Below are 17936 nucleotides of genomic sequence, written 5' to 3'. Positions count from 1 at the left end.
CGCTAACCAGTCCCGCTGACAGATTCATGACAATCCGGGGCCTGATCTCCGCCCTGACACAGCAGGAAGACCTGAATTTCCTCTTGACCAATCGCATCCCGCGGGCGGCGCTGACCCGGTTCATGGGTTGGTTCAGCAAGATCGAACAGCCGCAGATCCGCGATCTCTCGATTGCATGCTGGCGGCTGTTTTCCGATCTCGATCTGAGCGAGGCGCGCAAGACCCACTTCAAGAGCCTGCACGATTGCTTTACCCGCGAGCTGCGCCCCGGGCTGCGGCCGCCCGATCCCGACCCGTCGGTCGTGGTCAGCCCCTGCGACGCCATTATCGGCGCGCACGGCCGGATTCAGGATGCCGAGCTGTTTCAGATCAAGGGCGCGCCTTACTCGCTTCTGGACCTGCTCGGCGATCCTGCGCTGGTGGAGCAGCACCGCAACGGGCGCTTCGTCACCCTGCGTCTGATGTCCAGCATGTACCATCGCTTCCACGCGCCGCACGATTGCCGGATCGAGCGGGTCACCTTCATCCATGGCGACGTATGGAACGTCAATCCGATTGCGCTGAAGCGCCTTGAACGGCTGTTTTGCAAGAACGAACGCGCGGTGCTTCAGGCGCGGCTGGCGACCGGAGAGGCCCTGACGCTGGTGCCGGTGGCGGCCATCCTGGTCGCCAGTATCCGCCTGCATTTCCTCGACGTCACCCTCAACGCCCGGACCAAGGGGCCGGCCGCGTTCTCCTGCGATGCAAGCGTTCGCAAGGGCGACGAACTCGGCTGGTTCGAGCACGGATCGACGATCATCGTGCTGGCGCCCGGCGATTTCGAGTTTTGCGATGATGTCGTGGAGTCGGCGCGGATTTTCGCCGGTCAGCCGCTGTTTCGAAAGCCGTCCGTGCGATCTCGATTTTGACGCCGTGCGCCTCTATGTAGGGCGGTCGAAACCCGATTCGAGATTGCAGGGGACGCGGCAAGGGTCGTGGCAGGGGATGTGGAATGGCGCGGGCGCCGGTGCTGGCGGCGGGAGGCATTGTGCTGCGGCAGGAGGAAACGCCGCTGGTCGCGGTAGTGCGTCTGCGCAAGCGTAACGAATGGGTGCTTCCCAAGGGCAAGCTCGACGACGGTGAAACGGCGCGCGCCGCCGCCGAGCGCGAGGTGCTGGAAGAAACCGGGCATGACGTTGCCGTGCACGAATTTCTGGGCACGCTGGTCTATGAGTCCGGCGGTCGTTCCAAGGTCGTGCACTACTGGCGCATGGAAGCGGACGGCGGGCAGGTCCACGAGCTGATGAACGATGTGAAGGCGGTCGACTGGCTGCCGCTCGACGCCGCCGTCGAGCGCCTCTCGCGCGGCTATGAACGCGCATTCCTTGCCAATGTCGGTCCGCTCGCGCTGGAGGCGGCCGCGCTGGCCCGGATCGCCCGGCGGCCCAAGCCAAAGCAGCCGGTGCTCGAAAAGCGCAGCGCCCGGCAGGTTGCGGTGCCCCGGCCTTCGCTTGCGATACCGGTATCGGCTCCGCCGCCGCCCGATCCGGCGACCCCGGCGATCGGGCAGGAGCAGCGCCCGATTGTCGCGTGCGATGTCGCTGAAGCCAGGATGCCAACGCAGGGGCGGCGAAGCCTGGTGCAGAAGCTGCGGGACTGGCTGCGGCGCGCGGCCTGATCCGGTCGTAAAGCGGTCTGCTCCAATTGCGGTTCGATCCTAGCGGATGATCTGCCTCGGGAGCCGCTTCGGCGGCAATGCGGCCGGCCGGCGCTGCTGCAGCAAGGGCCGGTTCAGCAATCCGGGTTGACCCTGCACGCCCGGCTGCGCCGGCGAACCCGTCCGCTGCCGCAATCCTTGCCGGTTCGGCAGGCCCGGCTGTTGCTGCAGTCCGGGGCGGTTCAGGTTGTTCTGGCGTTGCGGCCCGTTCGGCCGCAGCACTCCGGGCTGACCGAAACGGTTGGGCCGGTTCGGATTGAGCAGTCCCGGATTGGCGCGGCGGAAGGCGCGCTGCTCGGTGATGACCCGGCGGCCGAAATTCTGCGTCGAGTGGACCTGACGCACGAAGCCTTGATCGCGCAGCAGCTGCTGCGACGAAATCACCAGCGGCACGGCGGCAAAGCGCGCGCCGCCTGAACCCGGGCGGATGGTGAAGCCGCTGGCGCCTTGGGTCAGAAAGCCGAGCCGGAGGCCGGCGCGGTCATTGACCTCGATGCGTCCGACCCTGCCGTCGGCATCGGGATAGAGCTTGACCGCGACGTTGTTTGGGCTGCTGGCGGCTGCACCTTCCGGCACCTCGACCAGTCCCGTGGTGCCGCGAATGCCGAGCGTCGCTGATGGCGTCGATATTTTCATGTCGCCGGTCTTGGCGACGGAGGCGGCGACGAACGCCACCGTGCCCCTGGCGACGTCGAACAGCGCGGCGTTGTTCTTGCCGCCGTCTTCAAAGACGAAGCCGTCGATCGTGATCTTTGCATTGGCGGTGAGATTGAAGGTGGTGGCGTCGTTGAAGGTGATGCCGAGCGAGGAATTCGCCGCGGTCTGCACCACGTCGTTGAGATAAATGTCGTCCTTGACCTTCAGCGGGATCGCCTTGTCGTTCCGCGTCACGGAGGCGTTGCCGGTCACCGTTGCGACATTGCCGATCGGCTCCTCCACGGCTTGCGCGTCGGCGGCGGCACCGGGCGCGGCAGCGGCGGGTGTTTGTGCCGGCTGTACCTGCGCCGGTTGCGCCGCCTGCGCCAGCCTGATCGATCCGGTTTCGGCTGCGGCAGCCGGCGTGGCGGCCGGCGCGAGACAACAGAGCAGCCAGCTGGCAACCAGGAAACGATGCACGATCACGATGGATTCCGGCGGGAGATGCAGAAGAAGGATACAGGACGTCTGTCGATTGAACAGCCGGCTCATTGAAAGACCGGCGCGGCTGAATGGCGGGTGAACGATCGTGGATGAATGGCCACGAGCAAGAGCCCGCCGGAGCAACCGGCGGGCTCTCTGATTGATTTTGCGATTCGATGGCGCCGGCTACTTCACCCGGGCCGGCACCAGATTGACCGGCTTGGCGGGTTTTGACGTCGTATATTTCACGGGAGTGGCCGCCGCGGGCGTCTCCTTCTGGAACACCGCCTTGCAGCCTTCGCTGAGCAAGGCGCGCTGCCGGATCATGCAGGCGGTGATGCGGCCGACGTCGGGAATTTCCGAGTTGCACAGCCGCATCGCGTCGCCGGTGCACATCTGTTCCTGCTCCGGCGTGTGGGCAAGCGACGCCGTGGTCAGCATGCCGAACGCCAGTGTGGTCGCGATCAGCAATTTGCAGCCGCGCGTATTCGAACCCGTGAAAGTCATTGAATGTCCCCTTGGTCTGCGCCCCGAGTCACGCGCCGGTCCCGGGCGCCTCGTTGTGAAGAAGCTACACGGCGACCGTTTCAGGACGTTTGCGTCGAACGCACAAATTGGTTTCGTCGCCTTGAGATTTGTTTCATCGCGTCCGTTAACCGTTAACCGTCATTCCGGGTTCGCGCTTTCGCGCGCCCCGGAATGACGAGTAACGATGGCTTCAGCTGACGCGCTTCCAAGTCTGGCCGCCGCAGAACATGCCGCCAAAGGCGCAGCCCTGAACCCGCAATGCGTTGGTTCCCTTCATCGCGATCGTCGAGTCGTAATTGCGGCCGCTGTCGGGGTCGTGGATCTTGCCGGTCCATTTCGAGTTCGACGGCTTCATGTTGATCAGGATCTTCTCGCCGGTCTTCACGGCATAGCCGCACAGATTCTGCCCGCATTCCTCGATGCGGACGTTGCCCTTGTTTTCTTCGGTCGCCCAGATGCCGAGCGGCGTGGTCGGGGCGGCAGCCGGCGCGGCGGCGACGGGAGCGGGCTGCGGCGCTGCGGCCGGGGCCGCTGCCGGAGCGGGCGTATCGAAGCCGACCGACGGCGCGGGCGAAGCGGTCGCAACCGTCGTCGGCGCGGCGGGCGCGGGGCTGACGGCGGCGGCGGAGTTGGTCACGGGCGCCGCGGACTGGGGCGCAATCGCCTGAACGGCGGGAGCAGGGGCGGGCGCCGCCTTCGGTGCCGGCTCGGCGACGACATCGTCATCGCTGGAGTTCTTCGACTTGAAGCCCTTGAAGCCGCCGAAGGAGGAGCCGGAAAGGCTCGGCGCCGAGATCTGGATGCAGGACAGCGAGTCGCAATTGCGCGGCGCCTCGATGCGGATGCGGTGTCCCTCGATCTGGAAGGAAATCGAATTGCCGGCATGGGCCGAGCTGGTGGCCATCAGCAGCGCGGCGAGAACATAAAGCTTCTTCATGTGAGCCTCCTGAAAGCGGGCTGGTGAACTTGCCGTGGACCCTATGCCGGGCCGGGGGCGCGGTTCTGTGATGCGGGTCACCCAACGAGGCGGTTACGCGGTGCGCTGCGGCACGGTGATTCAAGTCACATTCAGCGCCGCTTCCCGGCGATTAAGTTTCGCGCCAAACCCGGGAGGCTCCGATGAAACGATTCTGGTTTCTCGTTGTGCTGATGGCGCTGAGTTCATCCGCGGATGCCGGCAATTCGCTGTCCTTCGTCGTCGGCGGACACCGCATCCGCATCGAGGCGCCCCGGCATTGCCATTCCACCTCATGCGTCACGCTCTCGATCCCCGGCATCCAGGAAACGCGCCGCTGGCGCGACCTCGATGACGACGAGCGCGAGGCTGCCGCGCCGGTCACGACGGTCACCGCGGCGGCACCGGTACCGGCGCAGGCCGTTCCGCCTGCGAGCAATTCCCCTGTTGCACCCGCCGCTGCCGCGCCGCCGCCGGCGGTTTTCAAACCGGCCGCCGCCGCGACACAGCCAGTCGCCGCGCCGCCTCCGGCCGGTGCGCCGGCAACGGTGCTTCCGCCGGCCGCGCTGCCGCCGCTGCCGCCGGTCGAGCGGCCGGCCGAGGCCGCACCGCCCAGACCGGAACCCGCGCCGCAGGTTCAGAAAGCCTCGCATCGGATGGAAGACGAACCGGCCGATACGCCGCTCGGCGACTGGCAGAGCGAAGGCAGCAAGGGAACCATTCGCATCGAACGCTGCGGCCGCGCGCTGTGCGGCTATGCGATCCATTCACCGTCGAACGATAAGGGCGAAGCGGTGCTGGTCAACATGAAGCCGAAGACCGACTCGCAATGGACCGGCAGCGTCTACAGCCATGACAGCGGCGATACCTATTACGGCACCATGGCCTTGAAGGGCGCGAACTCGCTTCGGGTCGAAGCCTGCGCGCTGGGGCGGTTCTACTGTTCCGGCAACGTCTGGACCCGGATCGGCGGCAACACGGAACGGCTGATGACCTCACGGCAGATAGCGCCGCAGCCGCGGTCGTAACGGCCATGCTCGATCGGCGGTGATCGGCCGCCCATGAAAACGCCCGGCGGCTGGATCGATCCAGGCCGCCGGGCGCTCGAAATTCCGGTGTGGTGCCGGGCCCTAGAACATCCCAAGCACGATGGCGCCGACGAAGGCGATTACGACATATGCGGTCACAACGCTCATTCGGTTGACCAGAGTCACGAGAAATCTCCCTGTTTCACGTCACTGCCCGCTCTAGCGAGCAAGCTAGCAAACCGTTCCGGATGGAAAAAGTCAGCTTTGCTGTCGCTCGCGTCATCCGCTGCGATGCTGCACCGCCGTCAACGTGGTTAAAGACTCGTAAAAACAACGCATTGAAGAGTCCTTAAATAAATTCGTTGAAGTTCGCCGCATGACGCGCGGAGTTCGTTTGTATCTCGTCGGCTCCTTCGTCCTTGTTTCGTTGGCGGGCTGCGGCCGTGGATTTTTTTCCGCGGAGCGTGAACCGTGGCGGGCCGAGGCCGAAATCGCGTGCCTGAAGTCAGGCGCAGTGAAGGAAACCCCCGAACTGGTCCGGATCAGCCCGATTTCCGGCCCAGGCGCTTGCGGGGCGGAATATCCGCTCAAGGTGGCCGCGCTCGGCGAAAGCAGCGGCAGCTTCGGTTTCGCCGACGACCTGCGGCCGCCCGGCAGTATCGGAAACCAGCCGCGCTGGCCGGTCTCGCAGCAACCGGTCGCGCAGCAGCCGCTCCCGCCGGCCCGCGCCTCCTCTTATCCCGTTGAACCGATGCGGCAGCCGGGCTATGGCGCGGCTGCAGGCGGACCGATTTCGCTCGCCCCTCCCGGCGTCGCGCGCGAGGAGGACGATATCGACCTGCCGGCCGAGGGCGCGCCGGGGCGGGCCTATCCGCAGCGCGATCGCTATTCGGCGCCTTACTCGGAACGCTCCGGCGCGCCGCCGGCTCTGCCGCGGCTCGGGCCGGCGCAGGGCAATTCCGTTGCCGGTTTCGGCCCCGTCTCGATGAAGCCTGCCGCGACGCTGGCCTGCCCGATCGTCTCGGCGCTCGACCGCTGGCTCGCCGATTCCGTGCAGCCCGCGGCATTGCGCTGGTTCGGCACCCGCGTGGTCGAGATCAAGCAGATCTCCGCCTATTCCTGCCGCGGCATGAACGGCAATTCGCGCGCGCATATTTCCGAGCACGCCTTCGGCAATGCGCTCGATATCGCCGCCTTCACGCTCGCCGACGGGCGGACGGTGACGGTGAAGAACGGCTGGAAGGGCATGCCGGAAGAGCAGGGCTTTCTGCGCGACATCCAGGCCGCCGCCTGCCAGCAATTCAACACCGTGCTGGCGCCGGGCTCCAACGTCTATCACTACGATCACATCCACGTCGACCTGATGCGCCGCGCCAGCCGCCGCATCATTTGCCAGCCGGCCGCTGTCTCCGGCGAGGAGATCGCGGGCCGGGCCGGGATGCGCAACCCCTACGCGTCGCGCGAACCCTACGTGACCGGCTCGCTCGGCGGCCGCAAGACCCTGACGCACCGGCGCAAGGCCAGCGAAAAGGTCAACGAAGAAGACGAGTTCATGGACGACTAGGCGCGCGAGGTCCGTCGCGCCGCAATCCGTGCTACACTCGCGCCAGGGAGATTACGAATACGCAGCCCAACCGCATCGTGACCGAGGAGTGGGATGATGGCCGACAGCATCATGTTTCACGAGGGCAATCGCCGACTGCAGGATCAATTCGACAGCCGCCGCATTTCCGACCGCCTGGAACAGTTCGCCCGCAAGGAATTCACGCCCGACGACCGCGCGTTTATCGAGAGCGCGCCGTATTTCTTTCTTGCCACCGCAGACGCCGGGGGGCGGCCCGATTGCTCCTTCAAGGGCGGCATGCCGGGGTTCGTCGCCGTCACGGGGCCGTCCGAACTCGCGTTCCCCGACTACGACGGTAACGGCATGTTCAAGAGCCTGGGCAACATTCTGGTCAATGCCGACGTCGGCCTGCTGTTCATCGCCATGCATGGAAAGCCGCAGCGGCTGCGCGTCAACGGCACGGCGACGGTGAGCCGCCAGGATCCGCTGCTCGCCCGCACTGTCGGCGCCCAGCTGATCGTCCGTGTCATGGCGCGCGTGATCTTTCCGAATTGTCCGCGCTATATCCCGGACATGCAGTTGATCGATCCTTCGATCTACGCGCCGCGATCGGGATGCGATCCGCCCGAGCCCGCGTGGAAGGGCTTCGACAGCTTCAAGGACTGCGTGCACCCGCGGCAACCGACCTTCAAGGGGTGACTTCAAGGAGGAGGTTCGACATGCGTTGGGTCAATATGGCTGTGATAACTATCCTCGTCGTCGCAGCGCTGATTTTTGCCGTACAGAATTTTCAGAGCGTGACGGTTTCTTTTCTCAGCTTCAGGATCAGCGCTCCTCACGCGTTCCTGGTCGCGATCATCTATCTGCTCGGCATGATCACCGGCGGCAGCCTGTGGGCACTGATGCGCCGTGCATTCGAGGGCGTACGATCTTAGCCATTCGGGGCCCGGGGGCCGATGCCGAAGGGATGCGCCTGATCCTAATGAACAGTCTTGGGTTGGCGGTCCATCTGATCGGCGAGCGAAACAGCCGCATAGAGCCGATAGAGCTCGGCTTCCAGATGCTCGTTGACCAGCAACAGAGCCTCGAGCGCGCCATGCAAGTTGCCATCGCAGGATGCGATGATTCTCTCGATAACGATGTCGGTTCGTTTGGAAGCCATGTGCAATCCCCTCATACGCTTACTCGCCCGCTAGAGCCCGCTAGAGAGAGAGGGATTGGGGCGGAATTCTGCGCCCGGGAAGATCTTTTGGTGAGCCCGTAGAACTACGGGAGCGCCGATGGCCGGAGCGCAAAGCCAGCATTGGTGGTCTCCGCCCGGTCCGCAAACGTCAGGGTTGAATCGCGAAGCCGCCCCCAAGGAGCGGCTTTCGTGTCGATCGCCTCGAGGCCCGTACCTAGAGCGTTTTCAAGCGAAGATACCGGTTCGCGTGAAGAAAACGCGTCAAAACAAAAGATAGAGCCCCGTTCCGATTCAATCGGAACGGAAAGGAAAGGGCTCTAGCCGGCCGGCAGCAGCAGCTCGGCGAGCCGCCGCCGGTGATGGGTCGCGTCGCCGAAGGCATATTGCAGCCAGAGCGCGCGGCGCAGATAGAGCTGCGCGTCGCAATCGTAGGTGAAGCCGAAGCCGCCGTGAAACTGCACGGCCCGGTCGCCGGCGAAAACGAAACTGTCTCCCGCCTCGACCTTCGCCATCCGCAGCGCGACCTCGGCGTCCTCGCCGGCGGCGAGCAGGGAGGCTGCGTGATAGACGTGCGAGCGCGTGCGCTCCAGTCCGACCAGGATCTCGGCGCAGGTGTGCTTGAGCGACTGATAGCTGCCGATCTTTCGCCCGAACGCCGATCGCGTGTTGAGATATTCGACGGTCGTCTCCAGCGCGCCGGCAATGCCGCCTGCGGCCTCGGCCGCTGCGAACAGCAGCGCCGCATCGCGGATAGCCTTGAGCGCGGCGCGCGCCTTGTCGCCAGTCATCAGCGAGGAGACGGCAACGCTGACGCCGTCGAGCTCGAGGCGCCAGGCGCGGCGGGTCTCGTCGATCACCGTCTCGCGTGTCCTGCGCTCGCGCGGCAGATCGGCTGCCTTCACGATTGCGAGCGCGGGCGCGCCATCCAGCGCGACCGACACCAGAACGAAATCCGCCACCGCAGCGTCGCAGACCAGCGTCTTGGCGCCGCTCAACCGCGCCGCATCGGCCGCGATCACGGCCTGGCTCCCGATATGTTCGAGGTTCCAGTCGCCGTCGCTTTCGAACAACGCCACCGTGCCGATCGCACCACTGCAGATCTTCGGCAGCAGCTCGCGCTGCTGTTGTTCGCTGCCGCCGGCCAGCAGCGCCTGAATGAACAGCTGCGTGGAGATCAACGGCGTGCCGGCGAGGTGACGGCCCATCGGCTCGGCGATCGCCGTGACGTCAGCGAGCGAGAGCTCGCTGCCGCCGAAGCGCTCCGGCACCGCAATGCCGAGCCAGCCGAGTTCGGCGATCTCGCCCCAGAGTTCGCGGTCGAACCCGGACTCCGAGGCGATTTGCCGGCGCACGGTCGCGATCGAGCTTTTCTCGCGGAAGAAATTGGTCGCGATGTCGAGCAGCATGGCCTGCTCGTCGGTGAAGGTGATGGTGTTGCTCAGCTGCGCCATCGCATCAATCCTCATCAATCCTTGGGCAGGCCGAGCACTCGCTCGCCGACGATGTTGGCCTGGATCTGGCTGGTGCCGCCGCCGATCGTGGACGAGAACGCGTTGAAATAGCCGCGCTGCCACTTACCGCCGTCGATCGCGCTGCTGTCGCCGACGAAGCGCACCGCGTTCGCCCCCTGCAGCGACAGCGCGAATTGCATCAGCCGCCGCCGGTGCTCGCTGACGCGCAGCTTGACGGAAAGCCCGATCGCGTTCGGCCGCTCGCTGCACAACGCCGCGATCTCGCCGCGTTTGGCGCACAGCCGGTCGCCCTGGTCCTCGATCATGAAGCGGACGATCTGGTCGCGGATCGCGGGATCCTGCAGCGCCGGGGCGCCGTCGCGCCGGGAGCGGCGCGCCAGCTCGACCACGTCATTGAGGCCGGGCGCGACCCGGCTGATGCCGCCGGCCTGCCCGCCGGTGACGCCACGCTCGAAGGTCAGCGTCAGCATCGCGATCTTCCAGCCTTCGCCTTCCTTGCCCATCAGGCACTCGGCTGGAATCCGCGCGTCGGTGAAGAAGGTCTGGGTGAAACCGTACTCGCCGGTCAGCTTCTTGATCGGCCGCGGCTCGATGCCTGGCGTCTGCATCGGCACCAGGAAGAACGAGAGGCCGTCGTAGCGCGGCTGCTGCGGATTGGTCCGCGCCAGCAGGATCATGTATTTGGCGTAGCTGCCGAGGCTGGTCCAGATCTTCGAACCGTTCAGCACGTAGTCGTTGCCGTCGCGTTTGGCCGCGAGCTGGCTGTTGGCGAGGTCGGAGCCCTGGTCCGGCTCGGAAAATCCCTGGCACCAGATGTCGTCGGCGTTGAGGATGCCCTTGATGTAGCGCTTCTTTGCCTCCTCGGTGCCCATCGCCAGGATCAGCGGGCCGGCCCAGTTGAGGCCGATGGTGTTGGGCACGAACGGCACCTTCTGCCGCGCCATCTCGGCGTTGACGATGTCCTGATAGATTTGCGGCTTGCCGCCGCCGCCATATTCGCGCGGCCAGGCCATGCCGAGGTAGCCCGCGTCATAGATCTTGCGTTGCCAGTTGCGCAGGAATTCGAACTGCGCGTCGGAGCCGACTTCCATGAAGGATTCAGGCAGCAGGAAATCCGGCTCCGGCGGCCGGTTGTCGCGAAACCACGCCTCTACCGTGCGGCGGAATTCGTCAAGCTCGCTCATCTGTCGTCGCCCTCCCGGCACTTTTCTTTTTCTTCGTACCCACGTCCGATAACGGGACTTTCGATCCGGCGCAATCGCAACAGGCGAAACTCGCGCCGCCGGCGGGAAAAACCGGACCGCGGCGCTTCCGTATCCCGGCCGGCGCTGCTAGCGTTCATTCCCCAGAGACAATCAAGGGCCGGCGGCTTCGATCGTTCGGCCAACATCGGGAGGAAAGTAGCGGTATGTTTTCGCATGTGATGATCGGCACCAACGACCTGGAAAAGGCCAAGTCGTTCTATGACGCCCTGCTCGGCACCCTCGGCGTTCCACCGGGACGGGTCGACCGCCATCGCGTTTTCTACCGCACCAAGACCGGCGTGTTTTCGGTGTCGTTGCCGATCGACGGCAAGCCTGCGACCCCGGCCAATGGCGGCACCATCGGCTTTGCCGCCGGCTCGCCCGAGCAGGCCGACGCCTTCCACGCCGCCGGTATCGCCAATGGCGGCAAGACCTGCGAGGACCCGCCGGGCGTGCGCGAAGGTCCCGCCGGCAAACTCTATCTCGCCTATCTGCGCGATCTCGACGGCAACAAGATCTGCGCCATGCACCGGATCGGGTGATCCGGCGGGGTCGTCCGTTGCGCGCCGTTTCCTCTACGCCGCCAGCCGCTGCAGCAGGTCGTGCACGACGCCTTCCAGCAGATCGAGCTTGTATGCGGTCATCGGCAACGGTCTGGCGCCTGATGTCGCCTGCCTGGCCGCCTCCGCGATCACGGCCGCAGTCGCCGGTTGGCCCTGCAGCGCGGCCTCCGCCGCCGCGAGGCGAAGCGGCACCGGTGCGATGCCGCCGGCACTGATGCGGATCAACTGGAACGCGCCGCCGGTGACGACGGCGCGGGCGCACACTTCGGCCAGCGGCCACTCCGCATGGCTGCGGCTGATGGCGCGCTTGTAGAACGCGCGTTCGCCGCTGACCGGCGGCGCAAGCTCGACATTGCGGATCATTTCGCCCGACGCGAGTGCATGATCGGCAGCGCCATTGGAGCCGTCACCCAATAGATCGGCGATCGAAAGCAAGTTTCTCTGATCGGTGACGATCCTTGCGTCATAGGCGAGCAGGGCGGCCGCCATGGTCGAGGGATGCGGCGCCACGCAGGGGCCGAGATCGAAGGCGACGCCGTAGAGGTGATTGCCCGATCGCGCCGGGCAATCGCTGCCGCCCTTCTTGAGGCAGGCGATATGCGGATCGCGGAAATACCAGCAGCGCGAGCGCTGGGCGAGATTGCCGCCGAGCGTGGCGAGGTGGCGGATCTGCGGCGTGGCAAGACCGAGTGCTGCAGCCGCGATGCCCGGATAGGCCTGCGCAAGCCGTGCGTCGGCGGCGATCGCGGCGATGGTGGTGAACGCGCCGATGCGCGCGGCGCCGTCGGCGCCCCAGTCGATTCCGATCGTATCGGGCGAGGCGGCGATATCGATCAGCGGTCCGGTCGAGACGCCGCTGCGCCGCCGTTCGGAAAGGTCGGTGCCGGCGGCGCGGAATTCGGCCGCGCCGGAGACGGTGATGGCTGCGGTGGTCATGCGGCGGCCCTCCCTTTCAATGCGGCGATCAGACGATCGGGCCGGATCGGAATCTCCGTCAGCCGGACGCCGGTGGCGTTGCGGATGGCGTTGGCCAGCGCCGGCGATGTCGGCACGGTGGCGACCTCGCCGATGCCGACGCTGCCGCCGAGCACGTGGTCGAAGCCATGCTCGTCGAAGTGCACGTCGATCCCGGGCGTGTCTGATATACCGGGGATGCGGTAGTCCTCCATCCCGGCGGAGAGGATGTTGCCGCTGCGCGGGTCGGTCTCGCGCGCTTCATAGAGCGCATAGCCGAGGCCCTGGATCACCGAGCCCGCCGCCTGGCTGCGCGCCAGCGCCGGGGCGGCGATCTTGCCGACCGCGATGCCGGTATGGACGTTGAGCACGCGGACATGGCCGAGCCAGGTGTCGACCTCCACCTCGATCACCTGCACCGAACTCGGCACGCCGGCGCCGACTGCGATGTTGGAAAAGCGCCGCATCATCCAGCTGAACACCAGGCCCATGAAGCCGGCGTCCTTCAGCGGCGAGCGCACCCCGGGAGCCGTCGGCCTGGAATCCTCGGGGCGCACCGCCGAGGCGCTGAGATCGGGCGCGGCCGCGATCATTTCCCGCCACGGCGCGTTGGAGCCGCGGACCGGCTTGCGCGTCGCGCTGCGCTCGATCGCCTCCTTCAGCTTCTGCACCGCGAGCAGCGTCGGCGGAATCACCGAAGCCGTCGAGCGGCTGCCGCCGGCGCCGGGGCCTTCCGGCAGTTTGGAATCGCCGATTCTGACCTCGACCTCATGCGGCTCGAGCCCGAACGCATCCGCGACCGCGTTGGCGATCACGGTGCGGCTGCCCTGGCCGATGTCCTGCGTCGACGTGCTGGCGACGATGCGCCCGCTTTGGACCGCGACCTCGATCTTCACGCCGGGCTGCCAGAGATAGAGCCAGTAGCCGCTCGCGACGCCGACGCCGCGGCGGTAGCGGCCGGTCTGCGGTGGCGCGCTCTTCATGCCGCGCCAGACGTCGAGCTCGGCCGCCCAATCATAAAGTCGCTGGCGATTCGGATTCGGATCCCAGCGTTGGCGCAATGCGATCGGATCGACCTTCATCCGCAACGCCGCCTCATCAATCGCCTGTTCCAGCGCGAACGCCATCGGCGGCCCGCCGGGACCGCGAAACGGCGAGCCGGGCGGCAGGTTGCTGATGACGTCGTAGTCGGAAAGCGCCTTGGCTTCCGCCGGGTAGATCAGGCGGGCGAGTGCGGCCATCGTCGAATTGGTCGCCGCACCCGTATCGGCATAGGCGGTGAGCGACAGCGCCTTGAGGCCGCCTTGCTCGGAGGGCAGCAACGCGATCTTCAGTTCCGCCGCCGGCCGGTAGCCGGTGACGGAGAGTTCTTCGTGGCGGTCATAGGCGATCCTGACCGGCGCCTTGGCCTCGCGCGCCAGCTCGATCGCGGCAATGGTTTCGGTGCCGAGGCTCGCCTTCGACCCGAACCCGCCGCCGACATGATCGGCGATGACGCGGACCTTGTCGTTGGAGAGCTTGTAGCGTTTGGCGATCATCTCCATCAGATGGAATACCGCTTGCGTGGAAACGTGCACGGTGAGGCTGTCGCCGTCGAAACGCGCGACGGCGGCGTGAGGCTCGAGGCAGGCATGCGACTGCGTGCCGGTGCGGAAGGTTGCTTCGACCAGCAGCGGGTTCTCGTCCTCGCGCGCGGCCGCGATCCAGCTCCGCGCCTTGCCGGCCTTGTTCGAGAACGCCGCGGACGGTCCGCGAATGTTGCGGTTCCAGGGCGCCGGTCCTCCGGCGCCTTCGGAAACGTCGCCGGCTTTCTTGCGGGCCGATTTTTCGAACACCACCGGCGCGTCGCTCTGGCGCGCGGCATCGAGCCCGATCACCGACGGCAGCGCTTCGCTCGTGAGCCGGATGGCGGCGATGGCGGCGAGCGCGGTCTTGCGATCCTTCGCGGCGACCGCGGCGATGGGAGCGCCGACATAGCGGACGATGCGGTCGTCGCCGAGCAGCGAAACCGCGGCGCTGACGCCTGCGAGCGCGCGCGCCGGCGCGAGATCGAGTTCGGCGATGCGGGCATGCGCGAGCTGCGAACGAAGGATGACGCCCTCCTGCTGCCCGTCATGGCGGATATCGACGGTGTATTTGGCTGTTCCCGTCACCTTGGCGCGCGCCTCGACGCGCGGCGAAGCGAATTCATTGCCGTCGAACTGGCCCATGCAGGCCGCGGCCACCGCGTTGAAAATGCCTTCATAGGCGCCGCAGCGGCACAGATGCCCCGACAGCGCCGCGCCGATTTCCTCGCGCGACGGCTCCGCGGTTCCCTTCGCCGCGCGCCAGCGGTCGCAAAACGCGGCGGCCTCGACGATGAAGCCCGGCGTGCAGAACCCGCATTGCAGGGCGTCGTGCGCCATGAAGGCTTTCTGCACCGGGTGCAGCGTACCTGCGCCGATTGCCTCTACCGTCGTCACCGCCTTGCCCGCCGCTGATCGCGCCGGCAACAGGCAGCTCGCGACCGGCGCGCCGTCGACCAGCACGGTGCAGGCGCCGCAAACCCCGGACCCGCATGCCAGCTTGGTGCCGGTGAGATCGAGATCGTCCCGGATGACGTCGACCAGCAGCGCGTCGGGATCGTCGGGCAGGGCGGCGAGGCGGCCATTGATGGTCATGGTGCTCATGTTCGACCTCCAGGTCTTTTCGGCGCGGATTTTTTCGGCAGTGCTTTCTTTGGCGGTGCTTTCTTCGCGGCAGGCCTTGCCGGCCGCGATTTCGGCAAGGACACGACGGCGCCGGCGATCAGCGTCCGCGCCATGACGGTGAGATCGCGCAAGAAAGCGTCGGCCGGCTGCATCCCGGGATTGGCGGATTTGGCGCCGTTGATCGCCATCTCGACGCAGCGGGCAAGCCCCTCGGGCGTCATGCCCTTGGCCAGCGCGAGGCGTTGCCTGCGGCAAACCCGTTCAATCGTCGCCGCACCCTGCGCGACGTAAAGCCCGGCATATTTCTGATAGAGATCGCGCGCCTGCAAGAGGTGTTCGGAAAACAGCTCCTCGATATGCGGCGAGCCGTCGAACGAGGCGATGAACTGCTGCAATCGGGCGCTGATCCCGGCGAAGAGAACGTCGGCAAGGCTGCCGCCGGCCTTTTCCGCAGCGTTTACCGCCGCGATCTCGGCAGCCAGCGCATCCTCATGCACCCGCTCGATTACGGCGCGGAACAGCGCTTCCTTGGATTCGAAGTGGTGGTAGAGCGCCTGCCGCGTCAGCCCCGCGGCCTCGGCCGCCTGCTCGATCGACGAACGCCGGAACCCGTGCCGGCGGAACACGGCCATGGCGGCATCGAGAATGCGGTCGCGCGGCTTCATTTGACGATTTTGACAAAATGAGACGAAGTGTCAAATAACGGATTTGTGTAGGGGCGGCGTTGCGTCGTGCCGAAAAACTCAATCCCGCTTCTTCTGATACCCCGCCAGGAACATCCGCGTCGCGCTGCCGACCACTTCGGCGATGCGCTCGGCGGTAGGCGCCGGCGCCGCCTGAAACAGGAACGGCATGAACAGCGAGGCCTGGCACAGCTGCATGAACTGCGTCGCCGCGAGCTGGCAGTCCCCGATTTCGAGATCGCCGGATGTGACGTGAACCTCGAGATAGGCGGCGAGTTTGGCGATGGTGAGCGACACCACGTTGTCGTAGAAGCGCCGGCCGACCTCCGGCATCCGCTCGGCGATCGCCATCACCGTGCGCGTGGCCGATCCGCCGCCGGGCCGGCACAGCAACTGGATGTAGGCCTGGCCGAAATCCATCAGCGTGGTGGTGACGTCCCGTTCGGGGTCGAAGTTGAACGCGATCCTGCCCTGCGCGAGCGATTCCTCCTCGACGATGGCTTCGAACAGCCGGCTCTTGTCGGCGAAGTAGACATAGAGCGTGCCCTTGGACACGCCGGCCGAGCGGGCGATTTCGCCCATGCTGGCGCCGTCGAAGCCGAGATCCAGGAACACCTTGCGCGCGCCGTCGACAATCTGGCGCCGCTTCGAGGAGTCCTCGTCGCCGACGGGGTGGAGCGGAGTGGGCTTTGCTGCAACCATTGGTTTAGCTTTTCCGGAAAGATTCTCGCCCAGATTGGGCCGGGGAGGGGAACCGCATTGTATGGTCTGAGGAATTATATACCTTGACCGAACCGTTCGGTCAATGATACTTGAACGGTGGCGGGACGGCAGGGCCGGTTTTTTTGCCGTGCCCGCATCGCAGCATTGCAGTTGGGGAGGCCTTCATGGCCGCAGCGAGAGACCAGGCCGCACGCATCCTTCGTTCCGAGCCGGACGTGGCGGAAGACGAATTCGCGCGCGACGCCTCTGCCGCTCCGGCCGAACCGCATCGGTCTCATATTCCAGGAGAGCCTGTGGCGCGCCGCCCCGCGGAAGCGCCCGCGAGTCCTTCCATCACAAGCCCTGCCACCACGAGTCCTGCCACCACGAGTCCTGCCGGCGCAAAGCCGGCCGGCGCGCCGGAAGCAGCAGCGCCGCCATCGGGCAAGCGCAAGCTGGTGCTGATGGGCGTGCTCGCGCTGCTTGCGCTCGCCGCGGCCGGCTACGGCGTCTATTTCGTCCTGGTCGGACGCTTCTACGTCTCGACCGACGACGCCTATGTGCGCGCCAACAACACCATGCTCGGCGCACGGGTGTCCGGACACATCGCGGCGATCCTTCCCGGCGACAATGTGGTGGTGCGGACCGGCGATGTGATCTTCAGGATCGACGACGGCGATTATCGCATCGCGGTTGACGCCGCGCGTTCCAGGATAGCGACCCAGCAGGCCACCATCGACCGCATCGGCCGCCAGGTCACGGCACTGGAAAGCGCCGCCGAACAGTCCAAGGCGCAGCTCGCCTCGGCCGAAGCCGTGCTGAAGCGGGCCGGTCTCGATTTCGAGCGCCAGCAGGCGCTGAGCACGAAGGGCTTCGCCTCGCGCGCCACCTTCGAAGTGTCGGAAGCCGGACGCGACCAGGGCGTGGCGGCGGTTAAGTCGGCGCAGGCCGCCTATGACGCGGCGCGCGACAATGTCGAGGTCACCAGGGCGCAGCAGGCCGAGGCCCGCGCGCAGCTCATGGAATTGCAGGCGTCGCTCGCCAAGGCCCAGCGCGATCTCGACTTCACCAATGTGCGCGCGCCGGTCGACGGCACCTTCTCCAACCGTCTCGTCAACACCGGCGACTTCGTCCAGGCCGGACAGCGGCTCGGCAATCTGGTGCCGCTCAACGACGTCTTCATCGATGCCAATTACAAGGAGACGCAGCTCAAGCGCATTCGTCCGGGCCAGCCGGTCAGGATCTCGGTCGACGCCTACGGCCATCGCAAGTTCGCAGGCTTCGTCGACAGCATCTCGCCCGCGGCGGGCTCGGTGTTCACGCTGCTGCCGCCGGACAACGCCACCGGCAACTTCACCAAGATCGTGCAGCGGCTGCCGGTGCGCATTCGGGTGCCGAAGGACGTCGCAAGACAGAACCTGTTGCGCGCGGGCATGTCGGTCTACACGACCGTCGATACCCGCGAGGGCGCGGTGGACGCCGACAGCGAGGCCGATCTCGATGCGCCGGCCATGGTTCATCCGAAATGATTTCCTTTCGTTTCGGGCGGCTTGCC

General features: G+C 66.2%; 18 protein-coding genes. 8 read left to right on the top strand and 10 right to left on the bottom strand.

The genetic code is table 11. From position 1 onward, the window contains the following. Positions 1-26 precede the first annotated feature (26 nt). The gene (asd, locus tag KMZ68_RS21130; protein ID WP_215613095.1) at positions 27-908 is read left to right on the top strand and encodes an archaetidylserine decarboxylase; all 882 of its coding nucleotides are present in this window, start codon (positions 27-29) and stop codon (positions 906-908) included. 83 nt (positions 909-991) lie between these two features. After that, the gene (locus KMZ68_RS21125) at positions 992-1657 is read left to right on the top strand and encodes an NUDIX hydrolase (protein ID WP_215613094.1); all 666 of its coding nucleotides are present in this window, start codon (positions 992-994) and stop codon (positions 1655-1657) included. Positions 1658-1696: 39 nt separating this feature from the next. Here KMZ68_RS21125 and KMZ68_RS21120 read toward each other — a convergent pair whose 3' ends face one another. The 3 genes from KMZ68_RS21120 to KMZ68_RS21110 form a co-directional block, all read right to left on the bottom strand. Further along, positions 1697-2818, bottom strand: coding sequence for a FecR family protein (locus KMZ68_RS21120; RefSeq protein WP_371741361.1), 1122 nt, complete (start codon positions 2816-2818; stop codon positions 1697-1699). A 183-nt stretch (positions 2819-3001) separates the two neighbouring features. Then, positions 3002-3322, bottom strand: a complete 321-nt coding sequence (locus KMZ68_RS21115; protein ID WP_215613092.1) for a hypothetical protein — start codon at positions 3320-3322, stop codon at positions 3002-3004. Between the two features lie 211 nt (positions 3323-3533). Beyond that, positions 3534-4280 (bottom strand): DUF2147 domain-containing protein, encoded by a 747-nt coding sequence (locus KMZ68_RS21110; protein WP_215613091.1) that lies wholly within the window; start codon positions 4278-4280, stop codon positions 3534-3536. A 182-nt stretch (positions 4281-4462) separates the two neighbouring features. Between KMZ68_RS21110 and KMZ68_RS21105 the strand changes: the two genes are divergently transcribed. From KMZ68_RS21105 to KMZ68_RS21090, 4 genes are all read left to right on the top strand, one after another. After that, on the top strand, positions 4463-5326 hold the full coding sequence (locus KMZ68_RS21105; RefSeq protein WP_215613090.1) for a DUF2147 domain-containing protein: 864 nt from the start codon (positions 4463-4465) through the stop codon (positions 5324-5326). Positions 5327-5702: 376 nt separating this feature from the next. Beyond that, complete coding sequence (locus KMZ68_RS21100) at positions 5703-6890, top strand: extensin-like domain-containing protein (protein ID WP_215613089.1); 1188 nt, start codon at positions 5703-5705, stop codon at positions 6888-6890. 96 nt (positions 6891-6986) lie between these two features. Next, positions 6987-7589: a pyridoxamine 5'-phosphate oxidase family protein gene (locus tag KMZ68_RS21095; RefSeq protein ID WP_215613088.1), complete on the top strand. Its 603-nt coding sequence runs from the start codon at positions 6987-6989 to the stop codon at positions 7587-7589. Positions 7590-7609: 20 nt separating this feature from the next. Then, complete coding sequence (locus KMZ68_RS21090; RefSeq protein WP_215613087.1) at positions 7610-7825, top strand: hypothetical protein; 216 nt, start codon at positions 7610-7612, stop codon at positions 7823-7825. A 44-nt stretch (positions 7826-7869) separates the two neighbouring features. Here KMZ68_RS21090 and KMZ68_RS21085 read toward each other — a convergent pair whose 3' ends face one another. From KMZ68_RS21085 to KMZ68_RS21075, 3 genes are all read right to left on the bottom strand, one after another. Next, the gene (locus KMZ68_RS21085) at positions 7870-8052 is read right to left on the bottom strand and encodes a hypothetical protein (RefSeq protein ID WP_215613086.1); all 183 of its coding nucleotides are present in this window, start codon (positions 8050-8052) and stop codon (positions 7870-7872) included. 338 nt (positions 8053-8390) lie between these two features. Further along, on the bottom strand, positions 8391-9524 hold the full coding sequence (locus KMZ68_RS21080; RefSeq protein WP_215613085.1) for an acyl-CoA dehydrogenase family protein: 1134 nt from the start codon (positions 9522-9524) through the stop codon (positions 8391-8393). A gap of 14 nt (positions 9525-9538) precedes the next feature. Then, positions 9539-10729, bottom strand: coding sequence for an acyl-CoA dehydrogenase family protein (locus tag KMZ68_RS21075; RefSeq protein ID WP_215613084.1), 1191 nt, complete (start codon positions 10727-10729; stop codon positions 9539-9541). A gap of 224 nt (positions 10730-10953) precedes the next feature. Between KMZ68_RS21075 and KMZ68_RS21070 the strand changes: the two genes are divergently transcribed. After that, positions 10954-11331, top strand: coding sequence for a VOC family protein (locus tag KMZ68_RS21070; protein WP_215613083.1), 378 nt, complete (start codon positions 10954-10956; stop codon positions 11329-11331). A gap of 33 nt (positions 11332-11364) precedes the next feature. Here KMZ68_RS21070 and KMZ68_RS21065 read toward each other — a convergent pair whose 3' ends face one another. The 4 genes from KMZ68_RS21065 to KMZ68_RS21050 all read right to left on the bottom strand — a co-directional run bounded on the left by KMZ68_RS21065 (position 11365) and on the right by KMZ68_RS21050 (position 16381). After that, complete coding sequence (locus tag KMZ68_RS21065; protein ID WP_215613082.1) at positions 11365-12288, bottom strand: FAD binding domain-containing protein; 924 nt, start codon at positions 12286-12288, stop codon at positions 11365-11367. Then, entirely contained in the window at positions 12285-14975 is a 2691-nt protein-coding gene (locus tag KMZ68_RS21060; RefSeq protein WP_215613081.1) for a molybdopterin-dependent oxidoreductase, read from the bottom strand. The genes KMZ68_RS21065 and KMZ68_RS21060 overlap by 4 nt, the downstream gene beginning before the upstream one ends. Continuing rightward, positions 14972-15661: a TetR/AcrR family transcriptional regulator gene (locus tag KMZ68_RS21055; RefSeq protein ID WP_215613080.1), complete on the bottom strand. Its 690-nt coding sequence runs from the start codon at positions 15659-15661 to the stop codon at positions 14972-14974. The genes KMZ68_RS21060 and KMZ68_RS21055 overlap by 4 nt, the downstream gene beginning before the upstream one ends. 78 nt (positions 15662-15739) lie before the next feature. Beyond that, positions 15740-16381, bottom strand: a complete 642-nt coding sequence (locus KMZ68_RS21050) for a TetR/AcrR family transcriptional regulator (RefSeq protein ID WP_215613079.1) — start codon at positions 16379-16381, stop codon at positions 15740-15742. Positions 16382-16566: 185 nt separating this feature from the next. Between KMZ68_RS21050 and KMZ68_RS21045 the strand changes: the two genes are divergently transcribed. Beyond that, positions 16567-17910 carry an HlyD family secretion protein gene (locus KMZ68_RS21045; protein ID WP_215613078.1) on the top strand — a complete coding sequence of 448 codons (1344 nt, stop codon included), beginning with the start codon at positions 16567-16569 and terminating at the stop codon, positions 17908-17910. The last annotated feature ends 26 nt before the right edge of the window (positions 17911-17936 follow it).

This window comes from Bradyrhizobium sediminis, from assembly GCF_018736105.1.
In the GTDB taxonomy this organism is placed as follows: domain Bacteria; phylum Pseudomonadota; class Alphaproteobacteria; order Rhizobiales; family Xanthobacteraceae; genus Bradyrhizobium.
The sequence above is the reverse complement of the archived record's forward strand: the minus strand, read 5'-3'. Positions and strand labels throughout refer to the sequence as shown.